This is a genomic window from Streptomyces stelliscabiei (genome assembly GCF_014873495.1).
GTDB classification, from domain to species: Bacteria; Actinomycetota; Actinomycetes; order Streptomycetales; family Streptomycetaceae; genus Streptomyces; species Streptomyces bottropensis.
The window spans coordinates 4815968-4840195 of sequence record NZ_JADBGF010000001.1 but is presented as its reverse complement, the minus strand read 5'-3'; the positions used below and the strand labels follow the sequence as shown (position 1 = coordinate 4840195).

Annotated in this window: 20 protein-coding genes; 10 read left to right on the top strand and 10 right to left on the bottom strand. The window is 72.9% G+C overall.

The window, feature by feature from the left end; translation table 11 throughout:
• Positions 1 to 152: 152 nt before the first annotated feature.
• Positions 153 to 350, top strand: coding sequence for a hypothetical protein (locus tag H4687_RS21280; RefSeq protein WP_046917297.1), 198 nt, complete (start codon positions 153 to 155; stop codon positions 348 to 350).
• A gap of 202 nt (positions 351 to 552) precedes the next feature.
• Here the strand turns inward: H4687_RS21280 and H4687_RS21275 are convergent, their stop codons facing one another.
• On the bottom strand, positions 553 to 2196 hold the full coding sequence (locus H4687_RS21275) for a DNA repair helicase XPB (RefSeq protein ID WP_046919656.1): 1644 nt from the start codon (positions 2194 to 2196) through the stop codon (positions 553 to 555).
• Positions 2197 to 2346: 150 nt separating this feature from the next.
• Here H4687_RS21275 and istB point away from each other — a divergent pair, with 150 nt between their 5' ends.
• Positions 2347 to 3795, top strand: coding sequence for an IS21-like element helper ATPase IstB (gene istB / locus H4687_RS21270; protein ID WP_050398186.1), 1449 nt, complete (start codon positions 2347 to 2349; stop codon positions 3793 to 3795).
• Here istB and H4687_RS21265 read toward each other — a convergent pair.
• Both H4687_RS21265 and H4687_RS21260 read right to left on the bottom strand, forming a co-directional pair.
• On the bottom strand, positions 3779 to 3943 hold the full coding sequence (locus H4687_RS21265) for a hypothetical protein (RefSeq protein WP_167358618.1): 165 nt from the start codon (positions 3941 to 3943) through the stop codon (positions 3779 to 3781). The genes istB and H4687_RS21265 overlap by 17 nt on opposite strands.
• 214 nt (positions 3944 to 4157) lie before the next feature.
• Positions 4158 to 6764 carry a helicase C-terminal domain-containing protein gene (locus H4687_RS21260; RefSeq protein ID WP_050398185.1) on the bottom strand — a complete coding sequence of 869 codons (2607 nt, stop codon included), beginning with the start codon at positions 6762 to 6764 and terminating at the stop codon, positions 4158 to 4160.
• A 187-nt stretch (positions 6765 to 6951) separates the two neighbouring features.
• On the opposite strand from H4687_RS21260, the gene H4687_RS21255 reads away from it, so the two are divergent.
• The gene (locus H4687_RS21255) at positions 6952 to 7998 is read left to right on the top strand and encodes a hypothetical protein (protein ID WP_050398184.1); all 1047 of its coding nucleotides are present in this window, start codon (positions 6952 to 6954) and stop codon (positions 7996 to 7998) included.
• A 210-nt stretch (positions 7999 to 8208) separates the two neighbouring features.
• Positions 8209 to 8835 carry an HAD family hydrolase gene (locus tag H4687_RS21250; RefSeq protein WP_046920271.1) on the top strand — a complete coding sequence of 209 codons (627 nt, stop codon included), beginning with the start codon at positions 8209 to 8211 and terminating at the stop codon, positions 8833 to 8835.
• A gap of 15 nt (positions 8836 to 8850) precedes the next feature.
• On the opposite strand, the gene H4687_RS21245 is transcribed toward H4687_RS21250, so the two are convergent.
• Positions 8851 to 9102, bottom strand: coding sequence for a membrane protein (locus H4687_RS21245; RefSeq protein WP_046920270.1), 252 nt, complete (start codon positions 9100 to 9102; stop codon positions 8851 to 8853).
• A 192-nt stretch (positions 9103 to 9294) separates the two neighbouring features.
• On the opposite strand from H4687_RS21245, the gene H4687_RS48090 reads away from it, so the two are divergent.
• Positions 9295 to 9678, top strand: coding sequence for a cold-shock protein (locus H4687_RS48090; RefSeq protein WP_005486266.1), 384 nt, complete (start codon positions 9295 to 9297; stop codon positions 9676 to 9678).
• A 21-nt stretch (positions 9679 to 9699) separates the two neighbouring features.
• Here H4687_RS48090 and H4687_RS21235 read toward each other — a convergent pair whose 3' ends face one another.
• From H4687_RS21235 to H4687_RS21220, 4 genes are all read right to left on the bottom strand, one after another.
• Positions 9700 to 10590, bottom strand: coding sequence for a 1,4-dihydroxy-6-naphthoate synthase (locus tag H4687_RS21235; RefSeq protein WP_225966769.1), 891 nt, complete (start codon positions 10588 to 10590; stop codon positions 9700 to 9702).
• Positions 10580 to 11341 (bottom strand): futalosine hydrolase, encoded by a 762-nt coding sequence (locus H4687_RS21230; protein WP_046920269.1) that lies wholly within the window; start codon positions 11339 to 11341, stop codon positions 10580 to 10582. The genes H4687_RS21235 and H4687_RS21230 overlap by 11 nt, the downstream gene beginning before the upstream one ends.
• A gap of 16 nt (positions 11342 to 11357) precedes the next feature.
• Positions 11358 to 11828 (bottom strand): hypothetical protein, encoded by a 471-nt coding sequence (locus tag H4687_RS21225; protein WP_046920268.1) that lies wholly within the window; start codon positions 11826 to 11828, stop codon positions 11358 to 11360.
• Positions 11829 to 11902: 74 nt separating this feature from the next.
• Entirely contained in the window at positions 11903 to 13249 is a 1347-nt protein-coding gene (locus tag H4687_RS21220; protein WP_050398183.1) for an MFS transporter, read from the bottom strand.
• A 743-nt stretch (positions 13250 to 13992) separates the two neighbouring features.
• Between H4687_RS21220 and H4687_RS21215 the strand changes: the two genes are divergently transcribed.
• From H4687_RS21215 to H4687_RS21195, 5 genes are all read left to right on the top strand, one after another.
• Entirely contained in the window at positions 13993 to 14925 is a 933-nt protein-coding gene (locus H4687_RS21215; protein WP_046918183.1) for a DUF3027 domain-containing protein, read from the top strand.
• 198 nt (positions 14926 to 15123) lie between these two features.
• Positions 15124 to 18270 (top strand): sacsin N-terminal ATP-binding-like domain-containing protein, encoded by a 3147-nt coding sequence (locus H4687_RS21210; protein ID WP_050398182.1) that lies wholly within the window; start codon positions 15124 to 15126, stop codon positions 18268 to 18270.
• Positions 18271 to 18319: 49 nt separating this feature from the next.
• Positions 18320 to 18865 carry an MOSC domain-containing protein gene (locus H4687_RS21205; protein WP_046918293.1) on the top strand — a complete coding sequence of 182 codons (546 nt, stop codon included), beginning with the start codon at positions 18320 to 18322 and terminating at the stop codon, positions 18863 to 18865.
• Positions 18866 to 19141: 276 nt separating this feature from the next.
• Positions 19142 to 19930, top strand: coding sequence for a DUF5707 domain-containing protein (locus H4687_RS21200; protein ID WP_225966768.1), 789 nt, complete (start codon positions 19142 to 19144; stop codon positions 19928 to 19930).
• Between the two features lie 257 nt (positions 19931 to 20187).
• Positions 20188 to 21036 carry a hypothetical protein gene (locus tag H4687_RS21195; RefSeq protein ID WP_046918291.1) on the top strand — a complete coding sequence of 283 codons (849 nt, stop codon included), beginning with the start codon at positions 20188 to 20190 and terminating at the stop codon, positions 21034 to 21036.
• 37 nt (positions 21037 to 21073) lie between these two features.
• Here the strand turns inward: H4687_RS21195 and H4687_RS21190 are convergent, their stop codons facing one another.
• Positions 21074 to 21628 (bottom strand): hypothetical protein, encoded by a 555-nt coding sequence (locus H4687_RS21190; protein WP_046918290.1) that lies wholly within the window; start codon positions 21626 to 21628, stop codon positions 21074 to 21076.
• 140 nt (positions 21629 to 21768) lie between these two features.
• Positions 21769 to 24171 (bottom strand): HAD-IC family P-type ATPase, encoded by a 2403-nt coding sequence (locus tag H4687_RS21185; RefSeq protein ID WP_046918289.1) that lies wholly within the window; start codon positions 24169 to 24171, stop codon positions 21769 to 21771.
• Positions 24172 to 24228: the final 57 nt, after the last annotated feature.

Here is a 24228-nt window from a genome sequence, read left to right as displayed (position 1 = left end):
GCGGAGGCCAACGAAAATTCTGCGCCGTACCCCTAGGGGGTGCGTACATCGCCGGTATCAGGGGGCGGGGGGACCTGAGGGTGAGCCGGGGCCTCAGCGGGTTCACTCCCCAGACCGACGTAATCCAGAGGCGGACGTTCCACCATGGAGTCATGAGTGCAGCGACGTTCATCCCCGCATCGGCCTCCGGCCGACCCGGTCCGCCGCCCGGCGCCACCGGCCTCGACGACCACCACCGCCGTCACCGCCTCGCCGACGCCCTCCGCGCCGTCAAGGTCTTCGCGAGCGCCGCCTTCGGCGTGATCGTGCTCGGTGAATACGCGGAGGAAGCGGGCATACGCCGCCGGTGAGGCCCGGCCTCACCCCGCGTGCCCCCGCTCCCTCCGCAGAGTCCCGCGCCAGGCGCGGGGCGATCACCCCTGCGCCCGCCCGCCCGTCCGGCGACCCGGCTCCCGCTGCCCGCACTCAAGGCGGCCCCGGTCCTCGGCGGCACGGGGCGGTACGGCTGACCGTCCCGCCCGTCCCGCCGGTCCTGCCCCTGCCGGGCCGGCCTCAGCCCTCCGTCAGCAGCTCGTCCGCGTCCATGATCCGGTAGGCGTACCCCTGTTCGGCGAGGAAGCGCTGGCGGTGGGCGGCGAAGTCCTGGTCGATGGTGTCGCGGGCCACGACCGAGTAGAAGTGGGCCTTGTGGCCGTCGGCCTTGGGGCGCAGGACGCGGCCGAGGCGCTGGGCCTCCTCCTGGCGGGAGCCGAAGGTGCCGGAGACCTGGATGGCGACCGTGGCCTCCGGGAGGTCGATGGAGAAGTTCGCGACCTTCGACACCACCAGGACGTTGATCTCGCCCTGCCGGAAGGCGTCGAAGAGCTTCTCGCGCTGCGCGTTGCTGGTCTCGCCCTTGATCACCGGCGCGTCCAGGTGGGCGCCCAGTTCGTCGAGCTGGTCGATGTACTGGCCGATGACGAGGACCTGCTGCCCCGCGAAGCGGCGGACGATCGCCTCGGCCACCTTCCGCTTGGTCGCGGTGGTGGAGCAGAAGCGGTACTTCTCCTCCTGCTCGGCGGTCGCGTAGGCGAGCCGCTCGGAGTCGGTCAGGTTCACCCGGACCTCGACGCAGTCGGCGGGCGCGATGTAGCCCTGCGCCTCGATCTCCTTCCAGGGGGCGTCGAACCGCTTGGGCCCGATGAGCGAGAACACGTCCGACTCCCGCCCGTCCTCCCGGACGAGGGTCGCCGTCAGCCCCAGCCGCCGGCGCGCCTGCAGATCGGCGGTGAACTTGAAGACCGGAGCGGGAAGGAGATGCACCTCGTCGTAGACGATGAGCCCCCAGTCACGGGAGTCGAACAGCTCCAGGTGCGGGTAGACGCCCTTCCGGCGGGTCGTCAGCACCTGGTAGGTGGCGATGGTGACCGGCCGGATCTCCTTGCGCGTCCCGCTGTACTCGCCGATCTCCTCCTCGGTCAGCGACGTCCGCTTCACCAGCTCGTGCTTCCACTGACGGGCGGAGACGGTGTTCGTGACGAGGATGAGGGTGGTCGCCTTGGCCTGGGCCATGGACCCGGCCCCGACCAGCGTCTTTCCGGCGCCGCAGGGCAGCACGACGACTCCGCTGCCGCCGTGCCAGAAGTTCTCCACCGCCTGCTTCTGGTACGGGCGCAGCGCCCAGCCGTCCTCGGCCAGTTCGATCGGGTGGGCCTCGCCGTCCACGTAGCCGGCGAGGTCATCGGCGGGCCAGCCCAGCTTCAGCAGGGTCTGTTTGATCTGCCCGCGCTCGGAGGGGTGCACGGCGACGGTGTCCGGGTCGATCCGGGCACCGACGAGCGGAGTGATCCTCTTGGACCGCAGGATCTCCTCCAGCACCGGCCGGTCCGTGGTGGTGAGGACGAGGCCGTGCACCGGGTGCTTGGAGAGGGTGAGGCGGCCGTAGCGGTCCATCGTCTCGGCGACGTCCACGAGGAGCGCGTGCGGTACGGGGTAGCGGCTGTACTGCACCAGCGCGTCGACGACCTGCTCGGCGTCGTGCCCGGCGGCGCGCGCGTTCCACAGGCCGAGCGGGGTCACCCGGTAGGTGTGGATGTGCTCGGGCGCCCGCTCCAGCTCGGCGAACGGCGCGATGACCCGACGGCACTCGTCCGCCTGCTCGTGGTCGACCTCCAGGAGCAGCGTCTTGTCGGACTGGACGATGAGGGGACCATTCACACGCGGCACCTTTCGATTCGGCCAAACGTCCAGTGTGCCTGATCAACAAGGCTTTCCGCGGCGCCCACCCCTCCGGATCCCGGTCTTATTACATGTCTATTCATTCCGATGAGTGGCAGGAATTCAGATTTGCGGCAAAAGTTCCGAAGAATGCGGACCGTGCAGCCAACCACCCCGGCAGACCCGGTCACCCCGCCCGTCTCTCCGCAGGGCACCACGCTCGGCTACGCCCTCTTCGCCACCCGCTGGCTCCAGGCACCGCTGTACTTCGGTCTCGTCGCGGCCCAGGGGGTGTACGTCTACAAGTTCTTCAACGAGCTGTGGACGTTAATCGTCAGGTGCGTGGGCGGCAACGCCTCCGAGACGTACGTGATGCTCGCCGTGCTCAAGCTGGTCGACGTCGTCATGATCGCCAATCTGCTGATCATGACGATCGTCGGCGGCTACGAGACCTTCGTCTCCCGCATCGGCCTCCAGGGCCACCGCGACCAGCCGGAATGGCTCTCGCATGTCAACTCCAACGTGCTGAAGGTGAAGCTCGCCACCGCCATCGTGGGCATCTCCTCCGTCCATCTGCTCCAGATGTTCGTCGACGTCCACCACACCTCGCACCACGCGCTGCTGTGGGGCACGGTGATCCACATGGCCTTCATCGCCTCGGCGGTGCTCCTGGCGTACATGTCGGGCCCGATGCTGCGCGAGGACAAGGGACACGGCTCCCACCACGGCACGTCCGCCGCCGCCCCGAAGCGGCCGCCGGGCCCGCCCGTGCCGGTGGAGCCCACGGAACACCGCGGCCCGGGGGAGCCGTCGCAGCCGACGGAACCGGCCCGGCAGAGGGGCCCCGTCGCCCCCGCTCCCCCCACCAGCCGGCTGCCGATCCCGGCCCAGGCCACCTCGTACGAGAACTACCCGACCCACGACGGCCGGGGCTCCTCCCACGAGCACGAGACCCGGTTCACGCGCGGCGGGGCCCGGATCGTGCCGTACGAGGCCCGGCGCACGCCGCCCCCGGCCGAGACCGGGGTCGAGGGGCGGATGCGGGCGGCCGGCTTCCCGGCGCGCAAGCTGCTGGAGGACTTCGACACGAGCCACCCGCGCTCCTTCGACCGGCGGGTGCTGACCCGGCTCGGGACGCTGGACTTCATGGCCGCCGGGCGGAACGTGGTGTTCGTCGGCGCCCCCGGCACCGGCAAGACGCATCTGGCGATCGGGCTCGGCGTACGGGCCTGCCAGGCCGGGCACCGGGTGCTGTTCGCGACCGCCATCCAGTGGGCCGCCCGCCTTGCCGGGGCACGGGCCGAGGGCAGGCTCGCGGAGGAACTGTCCGCGCTCGACGCCTGCCCCCTGCTGGTCGTCGACGAGGTCGGCTACCTCCCCTTCGACACGGACACCGCCCGGCTGGTCTTCCAGCTGATCGCGCACCGCTACGAGCGGGCCTCGCTGATCGTGACCAGCGACCGGCCGCTCGGCCGCTGGGAGGAGATCTTCGGCGGGGCCGCCCCCGCGATGGTCGACCGCCTCGCACACCACGCCGAGATCGTCCGCATCGAAGGGGACAGCTACCGGGCCGGCCGCGCCTCTACTTCAACAGGCTGACGTTCTGGATCAAGGGCCCCTCCACGCCGACGCCCTCACCCACCAGCGTGCCGAGTTCGGGCAGGGGCAGCGGCGGGTTGGCCGCGGCCGGGGAGGCGAGCACACCCACCAGGGCGACGGCGAAGACGAGCGTGAGCAGGGGGCGCATGCGTACGGGTGGGCCTTTCGAGCGCAGGGGAGTCGATCTCGATCGGACACAGGGTGGCTGCCCCGCCGCCCACCCCACGATGCGCCCGCCCCCGCCCGACCGCTCATCGGAGGGAAATCACCCGATGGCCTGCATGAACTCCGGCGTACGCCCATACGGGTGAGGGACGGGAAGCGACTTGATCAACACGGCCGGGACCGGGGGCGGCCGGCGCTCAGGTCGCCTCGTCCGCCAGTTCCGCGACACCCGTGATCCGGTGCAGCGGGAACGTCCGTACCTCGTCCGCCGTGTGGTCGTACGCCGTCACGAAACCGCCCTCGACCCGGACCGGGGCGATGACGCGCTGGCTGGCGGAGCCCTCGGCGTTGACGTAGCCGATCCACAGGGCCTCGCCCGTGAGGACGGCCGCCTGCATCGTCGCCAGGGTCTCGGCGGAACCCGTGCGGGGCAGGGCGCCGGCCGGGGCCGGGTCCCCGGTCGTCCGCCGGGGCGCGGTGGAGGCGAGGTCACCGGCGCGGATGGCCCGGATCGCGGCGCCCAGCAGCGTGTCGTCCGGGGCCGGGGGCCCCTCCGGGACCGGCTCCGGGGCCGTGCGGGGCGGGGTGCGGTGGGCATGCGCCCGGGTGATCAGCACATCGCCCTCCGCCGACTCGGCGGCCGGCGCGTACCCCATCGCCCGCAGCCCGTCGAGCAGCGTCGCGGGGTCCGTCTGGGCCGCGAGCACGGTCGGCGCCAGCCGCCGCAGCCCGAGCCCCTGCGACCGCTTGTCGGCGAGGATCTCGCTGAGCATCGCGTCGTCGTCGCACCGCACGTACGCCGACGCCGCGCCGATCCGCAGATGCCCATGGCGCCGGGCCACGTCGTCGATCAGGTACGCGAGCGGCTGCGGAACCGGCGTACGGGAGTGGGCGGTCAGGAAGGCGTGCAGGTCGGAGGCGCTTCGGCCCGCGTCCAGCGCCCGGCGCACCGACCCCGGCGTGAACCGGTACACCGTCGCGCCACCCTTCGACTCCACGTCCGCCAGGACGCCCAGCGCGTCCGCCAGCGGCCGCTTCAGCGGGCCCGGCGCGACGGCCGTCAGGTCCGCCTGCAGCAGCACGTGGTCCAGCGGTTCGGGGAGCAGCGGCGCGAGCAGCCGCGCGGCCCGGGAGGCGGCCGCGGCCCGCTCGGCGACCGGGTCGGGGGACGGTGCCGGAGCATGCGGCACAGGGACGTGATGGGCGGGGAGCTTGTCGCCGGGGGTCTCCGGCAGATCGGCGCCGGCCGCGGCCTCGTGCGGGAAGCCGAGGAGGGCGCGGCCGTGCGAGGACAGCGCGCCGCGCCCGGTGACCCCGAGCGACTCGGCCTCCGACAGGGTCCAGCGGGCGATCCGGGCCCGCAGATCCTCCCCCTGCCCGGCGTGCGAGGACCCCGGCTGTGGTGAGGGGGACTGCCGGCCGCCGCGGGTGGGGCGTTCCCAGTGCAGACGGGCCAGTACGGAGTCGGGGGCGGCCGACGTGCCCTCGGGCAGCCCGGCCAGCAGCGCGAGGACCCGGTGGCGCACCTCCGGCGCGGCCGAACGGTCCAGACCCGGACCCAGCGCCGACAACGTACGGTCCTTGGCGTCCCGTTCGCCGATCACCCCGGCCGTACGGGTCGCCGACAGCCAGGCCGTGGCCAGCCGCGCCCAGCGCTCGGCGGCGGGCAGCTCCAGCCACCCGTCGTACGCGGGGGTCGCGGCGTACCGCTCGTCGGCCTCGCCGTCGGACGCCAACAGCCCCGCGGCGTAGGCGAGTTCGACCCAGAACGCGGCGACCTGCTCGGACAGGTCCAGGGCCACGGCGGTCCGCTTCAGGTCCCGCACACTGAGCCCGCCCGCGCGCAGGACACCCGGCCCGCCCTCGTCCCAGTCCTTCAGCAACTCCTCCACGGTCGCCAGCGCGGTGTACGCCTGACCGGCCGCCGTCGCGTCCACCACCTGGGGACGGTGCGCGGCCGACGCCTCCACGGGCGGCGGCACCGGCCGCACCTCCCGGTGGGCCCGGCCCGCCCGCAGATGCAGGGCGACCTCGCGCGGCAGGACGACCGTGCCGGGCGCGGTCGGCAGCAGCAGCCCCCGGTCCAGCAGCCAGCGCAGATGCGCCGCCGGGCTGGCCGTGACCTGCCCGTACGGCGGCCCCCACACCAGGCGGGTCAGGACGTCGAGGGACTCGGGGGGCGCGGCGGCCAGGAGCGCGGCCATGCGGCGACGGTCGGAGAACAGGCCGCTGAGGGCGGTGACGGCCGACACCGAGTCATGGGTGCTCGGCAGACCCGCCTCCGCCACGATCTCCTGGACCCGCCCCGGCGACATACCCGCCGTGGCCTCCGCGACGGTCGGGCCGAGACCGGTGGGGGAGGGGTGCTGCGGGGAGGGGGCGAGCAGCTCACGGGCCGTGCGGACGAGCCGCAGACGGTCCTCGGGGCCCCACACCAGGGCCTGGTCGCGCAGGGTGCCGAGCGCGTGGGGCAGCGCGGCGGTGACGGCGGGGTCGGCCTCGTCACCGGCCAGCAGGCCCGCGAGTTCGCCGTACGACGCCGGGTCGGCCGCCACGGCCAGGGCCTGCGCCGTCTGCAGGGCGAACCGGTCCAGGCGCTCCAGGGCCCGGACGACCGAGGCGCGGGTCCCCGCCCGGGTCGCCAGCTGGGTCAGGTCGGTCGGCACGGGCGTGATGAGATCCGGCCGCGCCCGGAGCAGCACGGCGAGCGAACGGTCGTCCCGCCCGCGCAGCGCCTCCGCCAGCGAACGGGGGGCCCCACCGGCAGGCGCCGCCTCCGTGGGGGTGTGCTCCTCGGTGCTCATCCGGCCAACGTTAGCGCCTGGGCTCCGCCGGGCCGGGGCGCCTCAGGGGTCGGGGTGCGGGTGCGTCGGCGGGTGGGGGTCCGGTGCGGGGCCGGTGGGGGGCGGCCGCGTGGTTCCTCGCGGCTTCCGCGTGGGCGGAAGCGATACCGTCGGGAGGAAGTACGCGCGCCAACCCCGGAGGGGCTTCGTGGGGATTGAGAGCGACCAGGTCGTCTACGAGTATCTGAGCCGGGTCGGTGATCTGGCTCAGCAGCGGCAGTTGCCGTCGGCGACGCGGATGCGTCTGGTGGCGGGGCTGCGTGACGAGATCGACCGGCGGCGGGCGAAGGCGCCGGTGGACAGCCCGGCGGCCGTGCGGCGCATCATCGCCCGCCTCGGTACGCCGGGTGAGGTCGTCGAGGCGGCCGGCGAGCCCGGTGACGTACCGGAGCCCCGGGCCGCGGCGGTGCCCGTGCAGCGGGTGACCGGAGCGGACGGGGACGACACGGACGGGGCCGGGGAGCCGGCCAAGGGGCTGCGGCGGGTCGTGCCGCGACCGCGTCCCGCCGACGCCGTGCCGCCGTCGTCGGCGGGCGGTGCCGCGCCGCCGCATCTCGCCCCGCTGCACGAGCTGGGCGACGGGGATGTGCAGCCCGACTGGTGGCGGGTCGGTGGCGGGCCCGGGGGCGCCGATATCGGGTTCGGGCTGGGGGACTCCGTGCCCGGGTTCGTCGGGGGCGTGGAGATTCCCGAGCTGCTGAAGGCGCCGCCGCCTCCGGTGGAGGCGGCGGCGGAGGTGGCGGGGAAGGCCGCCACGGCCGAGGGTGCTGCCGCCGCTCCGGCCGCGGCCCCCGCACAGGAGGGTGGGGCGCGGCGGCGACGGTTGCCGTTGCCTCGGCTGCGGGCCTCGGGGGGCGGGGGGTGGAGCAATCCGCTGCTGTTGCTGGCCGCCGCGTTGCTGGTCGCGGGGGCGGTCATGGGGAGTCTGGTGCCGCTGGGGCTCGGGTGGCTGATCGCCTATCTGTCGCGGAAGTTGACGCCTTCCGAGTCGAAGTGGGCGGTCATGGGGATTCCGGGGGCGGTGGCCGCGGGCGGGGTCGTCTGGCTGTGGGGGCGTACGGACGGGCGTTGGGGTGAGCCGATCGCCAAGGGCCACATGGACGCGGCGCTCGCCGACGCGTGGCCCTGGATGCTGCGGATCGCGGCGGTGTCCTCCGCGCTGTATTTGCTCTGGCGCTCCCAACGCGCCCGGTGAGCGCGGGCGGGGGACGTGTCGGGGGGTGCGGTTCGGTTGTGGGCGGGCGCGGTTGTGGGCGGGTGCGGGTCCGGTGGGGGCCGTCTTCTTTCCAGGCCCGCAGGGGCCTGGGCTTTTAGGGGCGCGGGGAACTGCGCGACCAGCCCCCACCGGGCCGCACCCGCCCCCGAACCGCACCCTCCCCCGCCCCCACACGCCCCCCGCCCCACAATGGGCGGTATGACTTCTCGCGCACTCACCGTCGGGTTCGATCTCGACATGACGTTGATCGACTCACGGCCGGGCATCCACGCCTGCTACGAGGCGCTGGCGGCGCGGACGGGGACGTACATAGACGCCGACCTGGCGATCACCCGCCTCGGCCCCCCGCTCGCGGACGAGCTGGCGTGCTGGTTCCCGGCGGCGGAGATCCCGGCGATGGCGGACCTCTACCGCGAGATGTACCCGGCGATCGCGATCGCCGCGACCCCCGCGATGCCGGGCGCGCCGGAGGCCATCGCGGCGGTCCGCGCGGCCGGTGGGCGGGCGATCGTGGTCACCGCCAAGTACGAGCCCAACGCCAAGCGGCACCTGGAGCACCTCGGCATCGAGCCCGACGTGGTCGTGGGCGACCTGTGGGCCGAGGCCAAGGCGGCCGCGCTGCGCGAGCACGGCGCGAGCGTCTACGTCGGCGACCACACCGGCGACGTACGCGGCGCCCGCACGGCACAGGCGTACGCGGTCGCGGTCACCACCGGACCCTGCGACGAGCGGGAGCTGCGCGAGGCCGGCGCCGACGTCGTCCTGCCGGACCTGACCGCGTTCCCCGCGTGGCTCGCGACCCACCACCGGCCCTGAGTCGTCGGGGAAGCGTCAGGGACGTACCGCGCGCGCCCTCCTGCGCCCCGCCGCGACGGACTGCAGGACTCCCGCGCCGGCGACGAGGAAGCCGACGCCCATGAGCATGCTCAGGACGAACATGTAGGTCGGGAAAGGACTCGTCCCGAGGAACAGCGGCGCCACGGTGACGAGAGTGGCCACGGCGCCGACGAAGAACACGATGGCACCGGCACGGATCAGCCGGTCACCGGGTTCGGCGGAATTCGGTTGGGTTTTGTCACGCACCCGACCAGGGTAGTTCCCAGCGCGAGGGAACAGTCTGCCGACGTCTTGTCACCCGCCCCCGGACCAATAGGCTGGGGACCGGCGGGTCCGACGACCCGCTGCAGTGCTGTCCAGAGCAGTTCGCGCCCACCGAGAACACCTTCAGAGCACTTTCCAACGCAGTTTCCGACGAGTACGAGGACGAGGACAGACGTGCCTACCGGCAAGGTCAAGTGGTTCAACAGCGAGAAGGGCTTCGGCTTTCTCTCCCGTGACGACGGCGGTGACGTCTTCGTCCACTCCTCCGTACTGCCCGCCGGTGTCGACACCCTGAAGCCGGGCCAGAAGGTCGAGTTCGGGGTCGTCGCCGGTCAGCGCGGTGACCAGGCCCTGTCCGTGACGATCCTGGAGCCGGCCCCGTCGGTCGCCGCCGCCCAGCGCAAGAAGCCCGACGAGCTGGCCTCGATCGTGCAGGATCTGACCACGCTGCTGGAGAACATCACGCCCATGCTGGAGCGGGGCCGTTATCCCGACCGCGCCGCGGGCGGGAAGATCGCGGGTCTTCTCCGCGCCGTGGCCGACCAGTTGGACGTGTAGAGCGACAACTTCCGAGGTGACTCAGGGGAATTCGAGCGCGTCCGGGCCGAGGGGCGGTACCAGTCCCTCGGCCGCCGCACGGGTGAGCAGGCCTCTGACCGCCGCGTAGCCGTCCTCGCCGAGGTCGGCCGTGAACTCGTTGACGTACAGGCCGATGTGCTGGTCGGCGACGGCCGGGTCCATCTCCTGGGCGTGTTCGAGGACGTAGGGGCGGGACGCCTCGGGGTCGTCCCAGGCCGCGCGGACGGAGGCGCGGACCGTCTCCGCGAGCCCGGTCAGGGCCTCGGCGCCCAGCGAGCGCTTCGCGATGATCGCGCCCAGCGGGATCGGCAGCCCCGTCGTGTCCTCCCAGTGCTCGCCCATGTCGGCCAGCTTGTGGAGGCCGTAGTTCCGGTACGTGAAGCGGGCCTCGTGGATGACGAGTCCGGCGTCGACCTTGCCGTCCCGCACGGCGGGCATGATCTCGTGGAACGGCAGCACCACGATCTCGCCGACCCCGCCGGGCAGGGTGTCCGCCGCCCAGAGGCGGAAGAGGAGATACGCCGTGGACCGCTCGCTCGGCACGGCCACCGTACGGCCGGTGAGGTCCGTGCCCGGCTCACGCGTCAGCACCAACGGGCCGCAGCCCCGCCCGAGCGCACCGCCGCAGGGCAGCAGCGCGTACTCGTCGAGGACGTACGGCAGCACGGCGTACGACACCTTCAGTACGTCGAGTTCACCGCGCTCGGCCATGCCGTTGGTGATGTCGATGTCGGCGAACGTCACGTCGAGCGCGGGCGCGCCGGGGATCCGGCCGTGCGCCCAGGCGTCGAAGACGAAGGTGTCGTTGGGGCAGGGCGAGTACGCCATCCGCAGTCCGCCGGTCCCGGGGGGAGTGGTCGCGCGGTTCATGGGCGCCGCCTCAGTGCTCATGGGGCTCATCGGGCTCGTGGGGCTCATGTGACTCGTAGGGCTCATGGGGGTCCCAACTCTCCAGTACGGGCGTCAGCTTCCCGTAGGCCTCGGTGAGTGCGCTCAGCGCGTCGCCGATGCGCCAGGCGGCGCGGTCGCGCGGGCCCACGGGATTGGAGACGGCGCGCAGTTCGAGGACGGGCGTGGTGTGCGCGGCGGCGGCCTCGGCGACCCCGAAGCCCTCCATCGCCTCGGCCAGCGCGCGGGGGTGCCGGGCCCGCAGGGCGGACGCGCGCGCCGCGCTGCCGGTGACCGTGGAGACGGTGAGCACGGTGCCCGCGCGGGCACCGGTGGCGGTCGCTGCGGCGCGGACGAGGCGGTGCGGCGGCCGGTGGGTGACGGTGCCGAAGCCGAGGTCGGTGACCGGGACGAAGCCGTCCGGGGTCTCGGCGCCCAGATCGGCCGCGGTGATCTCGTCGGCGAGGACGAGCGAGCCGAGGGGCGCCTCGGGGAGGAAGCCGCCCGCGATACCGGCGGACACGACCAGCCCGTACGGCCTGCCCGCGAGGACCGCCGCGGTCAGTGCGGCGGCGGTGGAGGCGGCGGCGAGGGCGGGGCCCACACCGGCGGCGAGGAGGTCGTGCTCGTGCGGGGACGTACGGAAGCGGTGGAGGGCCCCCGCCGGGAGGCGCACCTCGGTGGCGGGGCCCGGGAGCGCTCGTGCCACCGCGTCCCGTTCGGCGGGGACGGCGGTGGCTACGAGGATGCGCATGGGCGGCGGCAGGGGATCAGGCGTCCGGGTTCGTCAGCTTGAAGTTCCACACGCCCTTGATCGCCGAGCCCGAGGCGTTCTGCTCGACGATGCTGATCGTGAGCGACTTCTGGGCGGGCTGACCGGGCTGGGTGGCGAAGAGGCCCGGGTTCTCGAACGACCAGTACGTCTTGTCGAACGTGTCGCTGGTGGCCTGCTCCCCGTTGATCCACAGGGCCCAGCCCGTCTTCGCCACCTCCGGGTCGACGCCGATGCGCAGGGCCTTGCCCTCCGGCAGTTCGATCGACTTGGAGGGCTTCTCCTCCGCGCACTCCTTGGCCTGAGCGGCGTCGAGGGTCCGGTAGCACTCGGCCTCGGCGCTGATCGATTCGGTGCCGATCGTGACGGTGGCCATCGGCGTCGGCTCATCGCAGGCCGACAGGACGAGAAGTCCGGCGGAAACGGCGCCGAGAGTGGCTGCGGCGCGACGGGAACGCGGGAAGGTCATGGGCGAAGGCTATCTGGCCCGTCCAGGGGTGCCCCTACGTGGGGTACGGCGTGCCGGGCCGGTCGGGGATTCGGTCAGGCCACGCGGGCGCGGGGGGCGCCGCCGTGGCGGGCCGAGGAGAGCAGGCCCCGGACCGTGGTGAGCCAGCCCGCGGCGACGATCGCGGCGGCCACGGCCATGCCGAGGGTGCCGTTGAGGGGGAGGGCGATACCGATGGCGCCGCCGACCACCCAGGCCATCTGCAGCAGGGTCTCGGAGCGGGCGAAGGCGGAGGTCCGGACGAGTTCGGGGACGTCGCGCTGGATCAGGGCGTCCAGGCACAGCTTCGACAGGGCCTGCGAGAAGCCGGCGACGGCGGCGAGGCAGGCGATGAAGAACGCGCTGAAGAACAGGGCCGCCGTGATCGCCACGCCGAGTTCGACGGCGACGACGGTCACGATGATCAGCTCCGGCGACCGTTGCTTCGCCCACGCCCCCACGGCCGTGCCCAGCGCGTTGCCGAGGCCGGCGGCCACGGCCACCATGCCCAGGGAGACGGCGGCGCTCTGCCCGTGGAGGGGGTGGATGCGCAGCAGGAAGGCCAGGAAGAAGATCAGGAAGCCGGAGAGGCCGCGCAGCGCGGCGTTGGCGGCGAGGGCGTGGGTGACCGCCGGGCCGACCGTCCGCAGGCCGGGCCGCTTCAGCGTCCCGCCGCGGTGCGGGCCGTGCAGATGCTCGGGGTCGGCCGCGAGCAGGGCCCTGTCCTCGCCCTTCGCGGAGTCGACCTTCGCGGGGAGGGTGAAGGAGAGGAACGTCCCCGCGACGAAGATCACGAAGGCTCCGTAGAGCGGCCAGCGCGGACCGAGTGCCTGGAGTCCGGCGCCGATGGGCGCGGCGACGCCGGTGGCGAGCAGACCGCAGAGGGTGACCCGGGAGTTGGCCTTCACCAGGGAGAACCGGGGTGGGAGGAGGCGGGGTACGACGGCGCTGCGGACCACTCCGTAGGCCTTCGACGCGACCAGGACGCCGAGGGCGGCGGGGTAGAGCTGGAGGCTGCCGGTCTCGACGGCGCCGACGAGCAGCAGGGCGAGGAGGGCGCGGGCCAGCATCGCGCCGGCCATCGCGGCGCGGCGGCCGTGCGGGAGGCGGTCGAGCAGGGGGCCGACGACGGGGGCGAGGAGGGCGAAGGGGGCGAGGGTGATGGCGAGGTAGAGGGCGACTCGGCCGCGGGCCTCGTCGGTGGGGACGGAGAAGAACACCGTGGAGGCGAGGGAGACGGTGATCATCACGTCGCCCGCGCCGTTCACTCCGTGCAGTTCGATGAGTTTGCCGAGGCCGGATTCGCCGGCGCCGTGGGCGTGGGTGGCTTTGCGGATGCCTCGGGCTGGGCCGGTGAACGGCAGGTGCAGGGCGCGGCCGACCGAGCGGACGACGCCGGTCACCCGACCCGATCCGCGCGCTCCGCTCCGCTCGGCGCCGGTCACCTCGTCATAGTGCCCCGAGAAGGGGGACCGTAGTGCGTTTACCGCTCGGATGGCCCCGGGGGCGGGCGGGGGTTGGGTGTGCGTCTGCGGGTGGGTGGGGGTTGTTCGCGCAGTTCCCCGCGCCCCTGGAGGGCTGGGGCTGCGCCCCTGGCTCCTCGTGCGGTTGGTTGTGTGTGCGGGTCGGTGGGGCTTCTCGCGCAGTTCCTCGCGCCCCTTGAGGGCCGGGGCTGTGGCTCGGCGCTTTTTCAGGGTTGTGGGGTTGTTGACTTTTGCGGTCTGCGTGGACTGGGCTTTTTTGGGGGCGCGGGGAACCGCGCGATCAGCCACGATGTGCCTGCGGACGGGCTGCGACCTCCGATGATGCGGGGCCCTGGGGCGGCGGCCCCGGTGGTTTTCTGCCAACCGGCGGGGGTGCCTGAGGGGCGCCCCACACCCCCCTCCCCGCCCAGGCCGAGCGCAGCGGAATCGCGGAACCGCTACGTCGGTGTGGGCGCAGAGCCTCGGAGAAGGTAGCGTGCATAGCGCGCCTGCGGCGGTTGTTCTCGGCCGCGCGCCTCTCGTTCATCCCGCAGAATGGATGACATAGGTGCGCCCGAGTGCGATCGGGCGCGGACGTCGACGCGGCCCCCTGGTCCGCTCCGTCCGCACCCCCCGCCGAGGGAGGCGCACTCGTGAGACGGCGTAGGAGAGAAGCGATACCTGTGAGCGCAGCGACAACGCGAAGCCGCACCCCCGACCGTCTGTGTGCCGAGGCCGTCGACCTCGCCCGCTCCGCGGCCGAGGAGGCCGCCGCACCAGGCGTGGTCGGCGAGCACGCGGGGCTCGTGTCCGAGGGCGACCGGGTCGTGACGCACTTCTTCGAGTGCAAGGAGATGGGCTACCGCGGCTGGCGCTGGGCCGTCACCGTCGCCCGTGCCTCACGCGCGAAGTTCGTGACGCTCGACGAGGTCGTCCTGCTCCCGGGCCCCGACGCGCTGCTGGCGCCGGAGTGGGTGCCGTGGAGCGAGCGGCTCCGGCCGGGCGACATGGGACCCGGCGACCTGCTGCCCACGGACGCCGAGGATCTGCGGCTGGAGCCCGGGTACTCCGGCGAGGACGAGCCCTTGCCGAACTCGCCGGTCTCGCACGACATGGCCGAGCTGGTGGAGGCGGAGGACGCCGAGGTCACCGCCGGGGTCCCGGCGCACCTGCCGCTCGTGCCGACGCGCGGGTCGATCGCCGCGGTCGCCGAGGAACTGGGCATGCGGCGGGCCCGGGTGCTGTCCCGGTACGGGCTGCACACGGCCGCGGACCGGTGGGAGGAAGGGTTCGGGGCGAAGACCGCGATGGCGCAGGCGGCGCCGGCGTCGTGCGTCAGCTGCGGGTTCCTCGTGGCGATCGGGGGGTCGCTCGGGCAGGCCTTCGGTGTGTGCGCGAACGAGTTCGCGCCGGCGGACGGGCGGATGGTGTCCCTGACGTACGGCTGTGGAGGGCACTCGGAGGCGGCGGTCATGCCCGCGCCGCCGCGCCCGGCTCCGCCGCGGCTGGACGAGACGCGGGTGGACCCCTTCCCGCTGCGGCCGTCGCCCGATTCCGGATCGGTGTCCGTGGGGGCGGAGGAGGCTGACGCCGAGGCCGATCTCGGGCACTCGTAGGGGCCTTCTCGTAGGAGCGCCTCATGGCTCGGGGGTGCGGGTTGCTTCGGCGGGTGCGGCTCCGGTGGGAACTGCGCGAGAAGCCCCACCGGAGCCGCACCCGCCCACGTACCAGCTACCCCCCACCCCCTGGGCGTCCGGCCTGAGCAGCGCAGCGACGCGGTACCTTCGTGCACCTGGCGACATGGAGGATGAACCGTGAGCAAGTTCGTGCGGCCGGCGGCCGAGGGTGCGGACCCGTTCGGGACGGCTCGGCTGCGCCGGGGCGTGCTCGACGCCTGGGCCACCAGTCCGGCCCGGTTCCGTGAGGACGCCAACGCCGAGGAGGACCTCGTCCTCGGCGGCTACCGGGACCGTCTCGTGGTGGAGTTGGCGCAGAACGCCGCCGACGCCGCCGCGCGCGCCAAGGTGCCGGGCCGGCTGCGGCTGACGCTGCGGGACGGCGTCCTCGTCGCCGCCAACACCGGCGCGCCCCTCGACGCGGGCGGCGTCGAGTCGCTGTCCACGCTCCGCGCGTCCGCGAAACGGGACAGCCAGGACTCTCATGACGGTGCCGTCGGCCGGTTCGGTGTGGGTTTCGCCGCCGTGCTCGCGGTCACCGACGAACCCGCCGTCATCGGGCGGCACGGCGGTATCCGCTGGTCGCTCGCCGAGGCGCGGCTGCTCGCCGCCGACACCGCCCGGCACAGCCCCGGACTCGGGGACGAGATCCGCCGCCGGGACGGGCATGTGCCGTTGCTGCGGCTGCCGTTCGCGGCCGAGGGGACCGCTCCGGAGTCGTACGACACCGTGGTCATCCTGCCGCTGCGCGACACCGCCGCCGCCGATCTGGCCGAGCGGCTGCTGCACGCGGTCGACGACGCGCTGCTCCTCGCCCTGCCCGGCCTCGACGAGGTCGTCATCGAGATCGGCGCCGACGAGGTGCGGACGATGCGGCGGAGCGTGGAGGGGGCGCACGTCGTCGTCGAGGACTCACGGGACGGGGTCACGCGCTGGCGCACCGTCGCCGAGCACGGGGCGCTCGATGCCGTGCTGCTGGCCGACCGGCCCGTCGAGGAGCGGCTGCGCCCGCACTGGTCCGTCACCTGGGCCGTGCCGACCGGGCCCGACGGCGCACCGGTCCGCCCGCGCACCAGCGCCGTCGTGCACGCGCCCACCCCCAGCGACGAGGCCCTCGGCGTGCCCGCGCTGCTCATCGCCTCCTTCCCCCTGGACACGACCCGGCGGCGCGCGGCGCCCGGCCCGCTCACCGACTTCCTCGTGCAGCGCGCGGCGGACGCGTACGCCGCGCTGCTGGCCGCCTGGGAGCCGGTGGGCGAGGGGATCATCGACCTGGTGCCCGGCCCGCTGGGCAAGGGCGAGCTGGACGGGGCGCTGCGCCAGGCGATCCTGGAGCGGCTGCCGCGCACCGCGTTCCTGCCGCGTGCGGTGACGCCCGAGCCCGACGACGAGCTGGACGACCTGCCCGCCGCCCTGCGCCCCCGTGACGCCGAAGTCGTCGAGGGCGCCGGCGCCGAGACCGTACGGGTGCTCGCCGACGTCCTGCCCAGCCTGCTGCCCGCCGGGCTCGAACGGCGCGCTGAGCTGCGCGCGCTGGGCGTCGCGCGCCTGCCGCTGGGGGACGTCATCGACCGGCTCGCGGGCCTGGAGAAGGCGCCCGACTGGTGGCGGCGGCTCTACGACAGCCTCGCCGGTGTCGACCCGGACCGCCTGTCGGGCCTTCCCGTCCCGCTCGCGGACGGGCGGACCACCATCGGGCCGCGGCAGATCCTCCTCCCCGCCCCCGACGGCCCGCAGGCGGCCCGCCCCGACACCCTCGCCCGCCTCGGCCTGAAGGTCGCCCACCCGGACGCCGCGCATCCGCTGCTGGAGAAGCTGGGCGCCCTGCCCGCGACCCCGCGCGCCGTGCTCACCACCCCGCAGGTCCGGGCCGCCGTCGCCGCGTCGCTGGACGACGAGGGCGGCGTCTGGGACGAGGAGGACGGCCGGCCGGACGCCGACGAACTCGCCGACCTCGTCCTCGCCCTGGTGCGTGACGCCGCGCTCGACCCCGGCGACGAACCCTGGCTCGGCGCCCTCGCCCTGCCCGACGAGGACGGCGAACTGGCCCCCGCCGGTGAACTCGTCCTCCCCGGCAGCCCCTTCGCCCGGGTCATGCGCGAGGACGAACTCGCCCTCGTGGACGCCGAACTGGCCGACCGCTGGGGCGAACAGCCCCTGGCCGCCTGCGGAGTCCTCGCCACCTTCGCCCTCGTCCGGGCCACCGACGTCGTCCTCGACCCCGACGAACTGGAGCCGCGCGACGGGGACTTCGCCGAGCCGGACGACGCCGGGCTGCTCGACGCGGTGGACGTCTGGTCCGAGGACATCCTCGACCGCTTCCCGGACAGCCCCGTGCCGCCGGTCGCGACGGAGATCGTGGCCGTGCGCGACCTGGACCTCGTCGACGAGGACCGCTGGCCGGAGGCGCTCGCCCTGCTCGCCCGGCCCCCGCTGCGCGACGCCCTCGTCCAGCCGGTCCGCATCCTGCTCCCCGACGGCACGCACGAGGTCGTACGCCCCTACACCGCCTGGTGGCTGCGCGGGCACCCGGTCCTCGACGGCCGCCGCCCCGCCGGCCTCCTCGCGGCCGGCGGAGACCCGCTGCTGCGCGGCCTGTACGACGAGGCCGACGCCACCGGCTTCGACGACGAGCAGGTCCTGCGGGCGCTGGGCGTGCGCACCTCGGTGGCCGCGCTGCTGGACGAGCCGGGCGGCGCCGCCGAACTGCTGGACCGGCTGGCCGACCCGGACCTCCCCGTCTCCGCCGCCCAACTCCACGGCCTGTACGGCGCCCTGGCCGACCTCGACCCGGAACAGGTGACCCTGCCCGACGAGTTGCGCGCGGTGGTGGACGGCGAGGTGACCGTCGTGGACGCGGCCGACGCCGTCGTCGTCGACTCCCCCGACCTGCTGCCCTTCACCGCCGGGATGCCCCTGCTGCCCGTACGGCCGTCACGGGCCGGGGAGTTGGCCGAGCTGTTCCAGGTGCGGCGGCTCAGCGAGTCGGTCACCGGGGAGGTGGACTCCCAGGGCGCGGAGCACGACGTTCCGGAAGCGGTACGGATGCTGCTCGGCCCGGCCACCCCCGGGTCGTACGTCGAGCACGAGGAGCTGGTCGTCGACGGCGTCGAGCTGGACTGGCGCCGCACCCGCGACGGCGTCCTGCACGCCGCCACCCTGGAAGGCGTCGCCGCCGGGCTCGCCTGGGCGGCGGGCCAGTGGCCGCGCCGCTTCGAGGTGGCCGCCCTGCTCGAAGACCCGTCCAGGACGGCGGAGCTGGCACGGGACCGCTGGTTCGACTGAGGGTGATTCGACCGAGGGTTTTTCGACCGAGGCGAGAGGTGGACAGACGATGACGGCGCGGGTCACGGCAGTGAGCGCGAACGGGACGTACTCCTTCAGCAAGCCGAACCGGGCGAGCATCACGCTGCTCGCCGGTCTGGGCGTCGAGGGCGACGTCCACGCGGGGACGACCGTCAAGCACCGGTTCCGTATGACCTACGAGCCGGACGCGCCCAATCTGCGGCAGGTGCACCTCATCCACGAGGAGCTGTTCGACGAGCTGGCCGCGAAGGGGTTCACCGTCGCGGCCGGGCAGCTCGGCGAGAACGTCTCCACCCGGGGGATCGATCTGCTGGGCCTGCCCACGGGTGCGCTGCTGCGCCTCGGTGACGAGGCGGTCGTGGAGGTCACGGGGCTGCGTAACCCGTGCGACCAGATCAACACGTTCCGGAAGGGGCTGCTGAAGGAGGTCTTCGAACTCGACGCCACGACCGGCGAGTTCACCTTCAAGTCCGGGATCATGGGGATCGTCCGGCACGGGGGAGCCGTGCGTCCCGGCGACGCGATCGACGTCGAGCTGCCTGCCGGGCCGCATCGCCCGCTGGAGCGCGTCTGAGCGGCGTCCGGCGGGTTGTGCCGAGATCTGACGGATCGCGTCGGCTTGTGACGGGTCGTGAGCGAAGCTGGTTGTGATCTGGGCAACATCTTCACCGGAATCACAAAAACTCGTACAACCATTCGCCATCCTCGTGGATCTGATCACACGAGCCGACGGCTTTCTCAGGAGCCCCGGGAGTCACACGACGTCCGGAGCCCCCGCCGGCTCGACAGACCTGAACCGGGTCTCGCGCGACGGAACCGTCCGTGAGCCCCCTTCCACGTGGGGAATATCTTGCACAAGCGTGCGATCGTGGGTGCCGTCACCGGCGCCCTGGCTCTGACCGCTTTCATCGCCCCGGCCGCGCAGGCCGCTCCGACCGACGGGGACACGACCCTCTCCGACGTCGTCGTCAACGGCGGCAAGCCGGTCGTCGTCGGCTCCGGCAAGAAGACCTTCACGGTCTCCTTCAACGCCTCGGACGACTCGGGCATCAGCCTCAAGGACGTCACCGTGGTCCTCTACCACGGCGCGAACCTGGACACCGCCGACAGCGGCGCCGTGGCCAACGGCAACTCCGACAGCCGCGCCACCTGCACGAAGGTGAGCGCCACCACGGCGTCCTGCAAGGCCAGCTTCACCGTCGAGACGCAGTCGAACCTGATCAACTCGGTCGCCGGCACCTGGAAGGTCTGGGCGCTCGCCGCGGCCAATGACTTCGACTACGTCGAGAAGGACCCGGCCAAGACCTTCAAGATCCAGCGCCAGACGAAGCTCACCGGCGCCAACGCCTCTCCCGAGCCCGTCAAGAAGGGCAAGACCATCACGGTCACGAGCAAGCTGACCCGTGCCAACTGGGACACCGAGAAGTTCCCGGCGTACGGCGGCCAGTCCGTGAAGCTGCAGTTCAAGAAGGCGGGCACGTCCACCTACACGGACGTCAAGACGGTCAAGACGTCCACCACGGGCGCCCTGAAGACCACCGTCAAGGCGTCCGCCGACGGCTCCTACCGCTACGTCTTCGCGGGCAGCTCGGGCACGGCGGCCGTGACCTCGGCGGCCGACGCCATCGACGTGAAGTAGGCGCGGCAGTAGCAGGAGATGGGGCGTCGGCTCCGGGACCTCCCGGACCGGCGCCCTTTTTCGTAAGGAGTGACTGCGACTTCCGTAAGAGTCCGTAGGCGGCCGTAAGAGCGGGACCAAGCGTTCCGTATACGTCTTCCAAGAGTCCGCATGGCCGGGCCAAATCCGCGCCGGGGGCGCATTCGGTTGAGGGAACGCGTGTTCAGATCGTCCGGGTCACAAGGCCCTGGATCACTCTTTCTCCACTTGGGGAACACATGCGCACAAGAGCCACTGTGGCCGCCGTCGCCGGCGCCCTGGCCTTTTCCGCCCTCGGGATGCCGGCCGCGCACGCGGCCGGCACGACGGCGACGAGCGGTCAGCCCTACACGCTGAACGTCGGCTTCTCGAACTTCAAGGTCGCCCCGTCCCTCAAGGTCGGCATCGGCGGCAAGGTCTCCACCGCGGTGTCGTTCACGCTGACCCACGGTTCCGGCGTCGACATCACCGCGAAGGACTTCTTCGCGGAGCCGTTCCTCTACCACGGCGCCTTCGGCGACGAGGACACCCCGCAGCTGTTCGGTGACGACTTCGCCACCTGCAAGGTCGCCACCACGACGACGGCGAGCTGCACGGGCACCATCGACATCCGTCCGGGCGACGGCGACCTGCGCAACTCGCAGGCAGGGACCTGGAAGGCGGGCGCCGACGCCATCGCGTTCAACGGCCAGGACCCGTCGAACGACAAGCCCGACTACAGCAAGATCGGCTACAAGGAGCAGGGCGGACTGGCCTCCACCCTCGTGCGGCGGATCGCGAAGCTCACCGTCAACGCCGGGCCGGAGCCGGTCAAGAAGGGCAGGACGGTCACCGCGACGGGCAGCCTCACCCGCGCCGACTGGCAGAGCCACACCTACACGGCCTTCGCCGAGCAGCCGGTCAAGCTCCAGTTCCGCAAGGCGGGCAGCAGCACGTACACCACGGTCAAAACGGTCTACTCGGACGCCTCCGGCCATGTGAAGGCCACCGGCACCGCCACGTACGACGGTTACTGGCGCTTCAGCTACGCCGGGGTGACCACGACGGCGCCGGTCAGCGCGACGGGCGACTACGTCGACGTGACGTAGGCCCGCGCGGTGACATGACAGGGGGTGGGCCGTGCTGTCAGAGGCTGGGGAAGAGCAGCGCGAAGAACAGCCACAGCAGCACGGCCCAGAACAGCGCCGCCGCCAGCGACACCAGCAGGGAACTGCGCCACCTCAGCACCAGGAACGGGAAGAGGACCAGGGCCGCCCAGTGACCGGCCACGTCGATCGACATGCCGGCGGCCTCCCTGAGGTCTCTGGCACGGCCCGTGGCGATGCGGCGCAACAGCCGCTGGGAGGCGAAGCCGTACAGGCCGAGGACGATGGGGAAGAACCACAGCGGTGTGATCGAGACCAGCTCGGTCTCCGAGAACTCGTCGAACATGACCAGATAGACGAGACCGGCACCGAGGATGCCGCCGACCAGCGCGGTGACGTAGAACGCGGTCAGCGCCACCGGCTCGGTGGCACCGGCGGGCAGGGGCACCGGCGAGGCGTACGGCACGTCGGGCGACGGGACCCGGACCACCTGGTGGCAGTGCGGGCAGCGGACGTCCTGCCCGACCCGGTCGGCCGGAGCCGAGATCTGATGTCCGCACGGGGCGTGGAACTCCACCGGCTGATACGGGTTCATGCGCTGCTGCTCCCTCCCTGCGCCGCCTCCCGGTGCCGCTCGATGCCGGTGACGCGACGGCGCGGCCTCGGCGAGGCCGGTCGCAGGCGAGGACGCCGGCCGGAGGCGTCCGGTTTCCGGAGCGGTAGCGGCCGGGTGCCCTACGCCGGGAAGCGGCGGTCCACCCACCTCCACAGGAACTCCAGTGCGGCCGAGGCCAGGGCCGCGACGGCGACCGCGATCCACGGCATGGTCGTCCCCACCAGCCGCAGGGCGAAGAAGTCCTGGAGCGACGGCACGACGAGGACCAGCAGGAAGCAGCCGCCCATCGCGGCCACCAGGCCCACGCGCCACCAGGTGTACGGGCGGGCGACGATGGCCAGCACCCACATGGAGATCAGGAAGAGCGTGAGGGTGGCCGCGCTGGTCTCCGCCTCCAACGCGCCCTCGCCCGCGTAGTGGTGGCGGGCGAGCAGATAGGTGACGAAGGTGGCGACGGCCGCCAGCACGCCGCCCGGGATCGAGTGCCGCATCACGCGCCGCACGAAGTGGGGTCGCGCGCGCTCTCTGTTGGGGGCCAAGGCGAGGAAGAACGCCGGGATGCCGATCGTCAGGGTCGAGAGCAGGGTCAGATGGCGGGGGAGGAAGGGGTACTCCACCTGCCAGCAGACCACCAGGACGGCGAGGAGCACCGAGTACACCGTCTTGACGAGGAACAGGGTCGCCACCCGCGTGATGTTGCCGATGACCCGGCGGCCCTCCGCGACGACCGACGGCAGCGTGGCGAAGCTGTTGTCGAGCAGCACGATCTGGGCGACGGCCCTGGTCGCCTCCGAGCCCGAGCCCATCGCCACACCGATGTCGGCGTCCTTGAGGGCCAGTACGTCGTTCACGCCGTCGCCGGTCATCGCGACCGTGTGGCCGTGGGACTGCAGGGCGCCGACCATGTCCCGCTTCTGCTGCGGGGTGACCCGGCCGAAGACCGTGCCGGAGTCGAGGGCGTCCGCCATGCCGTCGCGCTCGCCGGGGAGCCGGCGGGCGTCGACGACCGCGCCGGTCAGGCCCAGCTTTCCGGCCACCGCGCCGACCGACACCGCGTTGTCGCCGGAGATGACCTTGGCCCGTACGTCCTGCTCCTCGAAGTAGCGCAGGGTGTCGGCGGCGTCGGGGCGCAGCCGCTGTTCGAGGACGACGAGGGCGGTGGGGCGGGCGTCCCGGGCGACCTCGGGGTCGTCGAGTGCGCGGGTGACCCGGGCGAGCAGCAGGACCCGTAGCCCCTGCTCGTTGAGCCGGTCGGTGTCGGTGAGGGCCGGGTCGTCGTCGGGGAGCAGGACGTCGGGGGCGCCGAGCAGCCAGGTGCTGGACTCGCCGTCGCTCTCGCCGAAGGACGCGCCGCTGTACTTGCGGGCCGAGGAGAAGGGCAGGGACTCGGTGCAGCGCCAGCCGTCGCTGTCCGGGTAGGCGTCGATGACGGCCTGGAGGGAGGCGTTCGGGCGGGGGTCGGACGCACCGAGCGCGCCGAGGACCTCGCGTACGTACGCCTCGTCGGCGCCGCCCAGGGGACGGAGTTCGGTGACGTCCATGCCGCCCTCGGTGAGGGTGCCGGTCTTGTCGAGGCAGACGGTGTCGACGCGGGCCAGGCCCTCGATGGCGGGCAGTTCCTGCACCAGGCACTGCTTGCGGCCCAGACGGATCACCCCGATCGCGAAGGCGACCGACGTCAGCAGCACCAGACCCTCGGGGACCATCGGGACGATGCCGCCGACCGTGCGGGCGACGGAGTCCTTGAAGTCGTTCTCCTTCACGATCAGCTGGCTGACGATCAGGCCGATCGCGGTCGGGACCATCATCCAGGTGACGTACTTGAGGATGGTGGAGATGCCGGAGCGCAGTTCGGAGTGGACCAGGGTGAAGCGGCTCGCCTCCTCCGCCAGCTGGGCCGCGTAGGCCTCCCGCCCCACCTTCGTCGCGGTGAAGGCGCCGCCGCCGGCGACCACGAAGCTGCCCGACATCACCTGGTCACCGGGGTGTTTGACGACCGGGTCGGCCTCGCCGGTGAGCAGCGACTCGTCGATCTCCAGACCGTCGGTCTCGACGCACTCGCCGTCCACGACGATCTTGTCGCCGGGGCCGATCTCGATGAGGTCCCCGAGGACGATGTCGGAGGTGCCGACCGGGGCCGCGACCCCGTCCCGCCGGACCGTGGGTTTCGCCTCGCCGATCACCGCGAGGGAGTCGAGGGTCTTCTTCGCCCGCCACTCCTGGACGATGCCGATGCCCGTGTTGGCCAGGATCACGAAGCCGAACAGGCTGTCCTGGATGGGGGCGACGAACAGCATGACGACCCACAGGACGCCGATGATCGCGTTGAACCGGGTGAAGACGTTCGCGCGGACGATGTCCACCAGGGAGCGGCTGCTCCGCACGGGTACGTCGTTCACCTCGCCGCGGGCGACCCGCCCGGCCACCTCGGCGGCCGTCAGACCGCGCGCCCGCCCCGGGCGGGCCGGGACGGGCGTGGGGTGCACAGGATCGAGTTCGGTACCCGCGTCGATGTGCGTCATGCATTCGACGGTACGTGCGGATTTGGGGGTTCACCCGCCGAGTGCGGCAAAGATCCG

Coding starts and splice junctions, on each gene's coding strand:
- H4687_RS21280 (WP_046917297.1), top strand. CDS start 153: ATGAGTGCAGCGACGTTCATCCCCGCATCGGCCTCCGGCCGACCCGGT.
- istB (WP_050398186.1), top strand. CDS start 2,347: ATGCGGACCGTGCAGCCAACCACCCCGGCAGACCCGGTCACCCCGCCC.
- H4687_RS21265 (WP_167358618.1), bottom strand. CDS start 3,943: ATGCGCCCCCTGCTCACGCTCGTCTTCGCCGTCGCCCTGGTGGGTGTG.
- H4687_RS21260 (WP_050398185.1), bottom strand. CDS start 6,764: ATGAGCACCGAGGAGCACACCCCCACGGAGGCGGCGCCTGCCGGTGGG.
- H4687_RS21250 (WP_046920271.1), top strand. CDS start 8,209: ATGGGCGGTATGACTTCTCGCGCACTCACCGTCGGGTTCGATCTCGAC.
- H4687_RS21235 (WP_225966769.1), bottom strand. CDS start 10,590: ATGAGCACTGAGGCGGCGCCCATGAACCGCGCGACCACTCCCCCCGGG.
- H4687_RS21230 (WP_046920269.1), bottom strand. CDS start 11,341: ATGCGCATCCTCGTAGCCACCGCCGTCCCCGCCGAACGGGACGCGGTG.
- H4687_RS21225 (WP_046920268.1), bottom strand. CDS start 11,828: ATGACCTTCCCGCGTTCCCGTCGCGCCGCAGCCACTCTCGGCGCCGTT.
- H4687_RS21205 (WP_046918293.1), top strand. CDS start 18,320: ATGACGGCGCGGGTCACGGCAGTGAGCGCGAACGGGACGTACTCCTTC.
- H4687_RS21195 (WP_046918291.1), top strand. CDS start 20,188: ATGCGCACAAGAGCCACTGTGGCCGCCGTCGCCGGCGCCCTGGCCTTT.
- H4687_RS21190 (WP_046918290.1), bottom strand. CDS start 21,628: ATGAACCCGTATCAGCCGGTGGAGTTCCACGCCCCGTGCGGACATCAG.
- H4687_RS21185 (WP_046918289.1), bottom strand. CDS start 24,171: ATGACGCACATCGACGCGGGTACCGAACTCGATCCTGTGCACCCCACG.